5 protein-coding genes are annotated in these 6,078 nt (G+C 36.4%); 2 read left to right on the forward strand and 3 right to left on the reverse strand.

All coding sequences use genetic code 11. The features are described 5' to 3' along the window. Nucleotides 1-29: 29 nt before the first annotated feature. The 3 genes from prfB to dsbC form a co-directional block, all read right to left on the reverse strand. Nucleotides 30-1,128 (reverse strand): peptide chain release factor 2 gene (prfB, locus tag Q5N69_RS18280; protein WP_304370522.1). Its coding sequence is split into 2 segments (ribosomal slippage): nucleotides 30-1,052 and nucleotides 1,054-1,128, totalling 1,098 coding nucleotides; the frame shifts between segments, so codons are not numbered across the junction. Between the two features lie 176 nt (nucleotides 1,129-1,304). Beyond that, entirely contained in the window at nucleotides 1,305-3,041 is a 1,737-nt protein-coding gene (gene recJ / locus Q5N69_RS18285; protein ID WP_304370523.1) for a single-stranded-DNA-specific exonuclease RecJ, read from the reverse strand. Between the two features lie 74 nt (nucleotides 3,042-3,115). Continuing rightward, nucleotides 3,116-3,895, reverse strand: coding sequence for a bifunctional protein-disulfide isomerase/oxidoreductase DsbC (gene dsbC / locus Q5N69_RS18290; RefSeq protein WP_304370524.1), 780 nt, complete (start codon nucleotides 3,893-3,895; stop codon nucleotides 3,116-3,118). Nucleotides 3,896-4,115: 220 nt separating this feature from the next. Here dsbC and fldB point away from each other — a divergent pair, with 220 nt between their 5' ends. Together fldB and srmB are read left to right on the forward strand one after the other, a co-directional pair. Then, complete coding sequence (gene fldB, locus Q5N69_RS18295) at nucleotides 4,116-4,643, forward strand: flavodoxin FldB (RefSeq protein WP_304370525.1); 528 nt, start codon at nucleotides 4,116-4,118, stop codon at nucleotides 4,641-4,643. A gap of 58 nt (nucleotides 4,644-4,701) precedes the next feature. After that, entirely contained in the window at nucleotides 4,702-5,952 is a 1,251-nt protein-coding gene (gene srmB, locus Q5N69_RS18300; RefSeq protein WP_304370526.1) for an ATP-dependent RNA helicase SrmB, read from the forward strand. The last annotated feature ends 126 nt before the right edge of the window (nucleotides 5,953-6,078 follow it).

Below are 6,078 nucleotides of genomic sequence, written 5' to 3' on the forward strand. Positions count from 1 at the left end.
AGTTCTATTTTCAATATGTTGAAAACAGTTTACAAACCAGACTTTAAGCTGGCTTCTAAAAATCTATCTAAATCGCCATCTAATACGGCTTGAGTGTTTCTATTTTCTACACCCGTTCTTAAGTCTTTAATACGGCTATCATCTAATACGTAAGAGCGGATTTGACTGCCCCACCCTATATCAGACTTGCCATCTTCTAATACTTGTTTGTCTTCATTTTGCTTTTGTATTTCCATCTCGTAGAGCTTGGCTTTTAAAAGCTTCATCGCTGTTGCACGGTTTTTATGTTGCGAGCGATCTGCCTGACAAGCCACTACTGCACCTGTTGGCTCATGCGTAATACGAATAGCTGAGTCAGTTTTGTTGACATGCTGACCACCAGCACCTGATGCACGGAATGTATCAATACGTAAATCAGCAGGGTTGATATCAATATCAATATTGTCGTCAATTTCAGGATAAATAAAAGCAGAAGCGAATGATGTATGACGTCGACCACTCGAATCGAAAGGCGATTTACGTACTAATCGATGTACACCTGTTTCAGTTCGTAACCAACCAAACGCGTATTCACCAGAATACTTAATGGTACAACCTTTAATACCTGCAACATCACCATCAGTAACTTCTATCAGTTCAGTTTTAAAGCCTTTAGCTTCTCCCCAGCGAAGATACATTCTCATGAGCATTTCCGCCCAATCTTGTGCTTCTGTACCGCCAGAGCCTGATTGAATATCTAAATAACAACCGTTTTCATCATGATCACCTGAGAACATGCGACGAAATTCTAATTTTGCTAATTTTTTATCTAATTCGTTAGCTTCAGTTTCAGCATCATTGAAAGTATCTTCATCACTTTCTTCAACAGCTAACTCAACTAAACCTTCAACATCATCACAACCACTATCTAAATCATTGATAGTTTCTACAACCATCTCAAGTGATGCTCTTTCTTTACCTAATGCTTGTGCTCTTTCGGCATCATTCCATATATCTGGAGATTCTAACTCTCGTGTAACTTCAACTAACCTTTCAGATTTAAGATCGTAGTCAAAGGTACCCCCGTAAAAGGTTGGTACGTTCACGCATTTCTTTAATTTTATTTAATACAGGATTTACTTCTAACATGAGTTATTTAGCACTTTTAAACAGGTAAAGATAAAAAATAGTCGCGCATTATACCGTAATTCAGGGGGTAAATAAACGTTACTATTTATGCTGATTTACAGAAAAAATATCTAGAAAAATTATATCGCTAAACTAAATTATCAATAAGCAAAAAAACAAACTAAAAATAATAAAAATTAACTGACAACTTGTATATCTTCGATAAGAAATTGCACACTTTGTTTGCCTCTAAATTCATTCACATCAAGTTTATAAGCGACATGTACATGATTAGCTTTTTGATTAGGCCATTGGCTAACATCTACATTAAAAGCTATACCATCAAAAACTTTATTATTTTTTTGTAGAACAACTTTTAAATGTTTTTCACCCACAATTCGTTGTTGAATAATTAAGAAGCTGTCATCGAATACAGGCTCGGCAAAGTTTTGCCCCCACGGTCCTGATTCTCTGATCAACTCAGCAAAATCTAAAGTCAGCTCAGGTAGGTTTAGCTCGCCGTCTGACAATAAAGTGCCTTGTAAGTCTTCTTCGGCAATCCATTGTCCCGCGTATTGATTAAATAATTGTTGAAAGGTCTCAAAATTATTCACCGCGATAGAAAGCCCAGCCGCCATAGCGTGACCACCAAACTTTATAATTAAGCCTGGGTGTTGAGAATCAATATGCTCAAGTAGGTCTCGAATATGCAAACCTGGAATTGAACGAGCAGAGCCCTTTATATCACTTTGCGGATCATCAATATCTGCTGCAGCAAAAACTATGCTTGGACGATGGTATTTTTCTTTTAGTCTGCCAGCCACTATGCCGATAACACCTTGGTGCCAATCTTTTTGAAAAAGTGAGATCGCATTAGGTAAATTGCCTTCTTCGTAATTTAATACTGACATTATTTTTTCAGCTTCAAGCTGCATGCCTTGTTCAATTGAACGTCGAGCTTTATTCAGTTCATCTAATTCTGCAGCCATGGTTCGAGCAGTTGCGAGATCTTTAGCTAATAAACAATTAATACCAAACGACATATCATCTAAACGACCAGCAGCATTTATGCGTGGCCCTAAGGCAAAGCCAAAGTCACTTGCAACGATACGCTGTTGATTTTTACCCGCGATTTCAAGTAACGCCTGAATACCCGGACGTGTTTGACCTGCACGGATACGTTTTAAACCTTGAGAGACTAAAATACGGTTATTGTTATCAAGGGTCACAACATCAGCAACTGTACCTAAAGCCACTAAATCAAGTAGTTGTGCGATATTAGGCTCAGCCATTTGCTTAGCTTCAAACCATTGTTGTTCACGTAAATGTTTACGTAGCGCCAACATTAAATAAAAAGCGACGCCAACACCGGCAATAGATTTGCTTACAAAGGAACATTCAGGTTGATTTGGGTTAACAATAGCATCAGCATTAGGTAATGTTTTGCCAGGTAAATGGTGATCGGTGATCACCACTTGTAAACCTAACGACTTGGCATGCTTAACACCCGCTAAACAACTAATACCGTTATCAACAGTAATAAGTAGTTGTGCGCCCTGTCCTGCCGCCATATCAACAATTTCTGGAGTTAGGCCATAACCAAACTCAAATCGGTTAGGTACTATAAATTGATGATTGTGGTAACCCAACATAGAAAATGCTTCGGTCATAAGTGCAGTACTTGTTGCACCATCTGCATCAAAATCACCAATAATGCATATATTTAAATTATCAACAAAAGCTTGATGTAATATTTGTGAGGCAAGGGTGATATCTTTTAAAGAATCTACGGGAGCTAATTGACCTACATTTAATAACAATTCATTTTGAGCACAAATACCACGATTAGCATAAATCTGTTTAATGATGGGATGAAGAGTATCAGGTAGATTGTTTGTGGAATGAATTGGCCTACGTTGGATTTTTTTTTGCATCACCCTGCCTATAGGTTATTTAGATAAAAAAAGAGCTACTTATTTAGTAGCTCTGGGTACTTACTTAAGTAACCTTATAAACTATTTAAGATTTGAGCAAGTCTTTCTGGTGGTTGATAACCAGGCATCATCATGCCATTTTCTAAAATAATTGCTGGAGTGCCATTTACACCAATTTGGCGGCCAAAATTAAATTCAGCTTCAATAGGTTGTTCACAAATACGTTGAGCTACTTGCGAACCCATTTTTGCTTTTGTTAAAGCTACATCTGGCGATTCATGGCACCAGATTGAACGTAAATCTTTAAAACTTTGAGAGTAGTTACCTAATTCATCTCTAACACCTGCACGAGGGTAAGCTAAATATCTCACCGTAATACCTAGATCATTATAATCTTGCATTTGTTCATGTAGTTTACGGCAGTATCCGCACGTAATATCAGTAAACACAGTAATAACATGTTTTTCGTTTTTAGCAGGATAAGAGATCATATTATTATCGAACTTCTTAACGCCATTTAATCTAACATCAGCAAGTGAATTTTCAGTCAAATCAATAACATCTTCTTTAATGCTGTATAACTTACCTTGAAGAATGTAGTTACCATCGTAACTTACATAAAACAAACCTTGTTTAGTTACCGCTTCAGCCATTCCCTCCATAGATGAGGCTTTTATAGATTCAGCTTGTAAACCCAGTTTAGATAATAATTTAGCGGCAACAACCTTAGTATCGAGAGCAGTTTGACCTTTATTTTGTTCGCTTTTACTTTGAGTATCAGCACTTACTGCCATTGCAGAGGTATTAACAAGTAATACAGAAACTAACACTAATACAGACTTAAAAATTTTCATTTATCATATCCAAAAAAATTAACAATCAGCCATAAGACCGCTTTCAATCATTTATAATTGCATGAGTAGTTAAAACAGTAAAATTATAAAGCAATTAATTATAATAAACCTTAAATAAAATGTTAAAAAGTCTTACTATTAGCGAAGTTTGTATTAGATCTGATAAACTCGTCATAAAGGTTTAACGCAAAAGTCATTAAATATTCATTAAGGCTTATCAATGAAGATTGGTTTATTTTACGGTTCCACCACTTGCTACACAGAAATCGCTGCAGAAAAAATTCAAGAAGCTTTAAATACCTTCACTGTAGAACTCCACAATATTAAAGACACGCCCCTATCTGAAATGGCGAATTTTGATATTATTATTTTAGGTATCTCAACATGGGATTACGGTGAGCTACAAGAAGATTGGGAAGCAAAATGGGACGACATCGCCACACTTAATTTAGAAAACAAGATTGTTGCTCTATATGGAATGGGTGACCAAATTGGATACACAGATTGGTTTCAAGATGCTTTGGGTATGCTGCATGAACAAGTTCAAGCCGTTGGTGCTTATGTTATAGGTTATTGGCCAAATGAAGGGTATGAGTTTGATCAGTCAAAAGCTTTAACAGAAGATAGAAGTCAATTTGTTGGCTTATCGCTAGATGAAGATAATCAATATGATTTATCTGAGGCTCGAATAGCACTATGGTGTGAAAATCTAGAAAAAGAATTACAAGAAATATTCAATAGTATTTAGGATCTCATCCCGTTTAGCATTATAATACCGCCATATAAATTCAATATTAAGAGTAACTATGTTTGAGCAGTTTGACCTAGATTCTGAACTTCTAGGCGGTATTAGAAATGCAGGTTTTAAAAAACCAACATCAATTCAAGAGCTTGTTATACCTGAAGCAATGACGGGTAAAGATATTTTAGCCTCTGCACCAACTGGTACAGGTAAAACAGCTGCATTTTTACTTCCTGCTGCACAACACTTACTTGACTATCCAAGAAACAAACCTGGTTTTCCTCGCGTATTAATTCTTTCACCTACACGTGAGCTTGCTTTACAAACTCATGAACAATGTGAATTATTAACATCTCTTACTCATATAAAATCTGGTGTGATCACTGGTGGTGTTAATTACGGTAGCCATAAAGAGTTACTTACCACCAACCTTGATATGTTAGTAGCAACACCTGGTCGTTTAATGGAGTACATTGAAAGCGAACAGTTTGATGCCCGTGATATTGAAATATTAATACTTGATGAAGCCGATCGCATGTTAGACATGGGGTTTTCTGAAGTAATTAATCGTATTATTGCTGAAGCTCGATGGCGTAAACAAACCATGTTATTTTCTGCAACATTGGAAGGTGCTGGTGTTATTCGTTGTGCAAAAGAAGTATTAACAGAACCTGTATTTTTAGAGTCGAATCCATCTCGCAAAGAAAAAGCTAAAATTCATCAGTGGATCCATCTTGCTGATGATGCAAACCATAAATACAAGTTACTAGAAAATATTCTTAAGCAAGAAGACGTTAAAAGAGCCGTAGTTTTTGCTAACAAAAGAGAAACAGTACAACACTTGTCAGGCAAACTTTATGCTGATGAATTACCATGTGCTTGGCTTGAAGGTAAAATGCCACAAGATAAGCGCAACAACTCAGTTGATCGTTTACGTACAGGTAAGGTAAATATTTTAATCGCGACAGATGTTGCCGCTCGCGGTTTAGATATTGATGACATAACTCATGTAATTAATTTTGATATGCCTAGAAAAGCCGATATTTATATCCATAGAATTGGTCGTACTGGTCGAGCGGGTAATAAAGGCACCGCAATATCTTTAGTTGAAGCACATGATATGGCAGTTATCGGAAAAATTGAAAGATACTCTGATGAAAGACTTCAACGTCGTGTGATTGAAGAGCTACGTCCTAAACATAAAGAAGCAAGAGTTGCCCTTAAAAAACCGAAAGTTAAAAGAACGACGGCACAGAAAAAAGCTAAAGCTAAAAAAATAGCTAAAAGATCAGCTAAGAAATCTAAAAAGTCTTAAGGCTTACTTCTAGGTTTGCACGCTGCTATAGCTTACAAAAATATTCAAAAGTGACCCGTCCTAATATAGGTTGACAGTCATTTAATTAAAACGCCTGATGTACTTCATTGGGCGTTTTATATTTTA

This window comes from Pseudocolwellia sp. AS88 (assembly GCF_030551755.1).
Taxonomy (GTDB): Bacteria; Pseudomonadota; Gammaproteobacteria; order Enterobacterales; family Alteromonadaceae; genus Pseudocolwellia.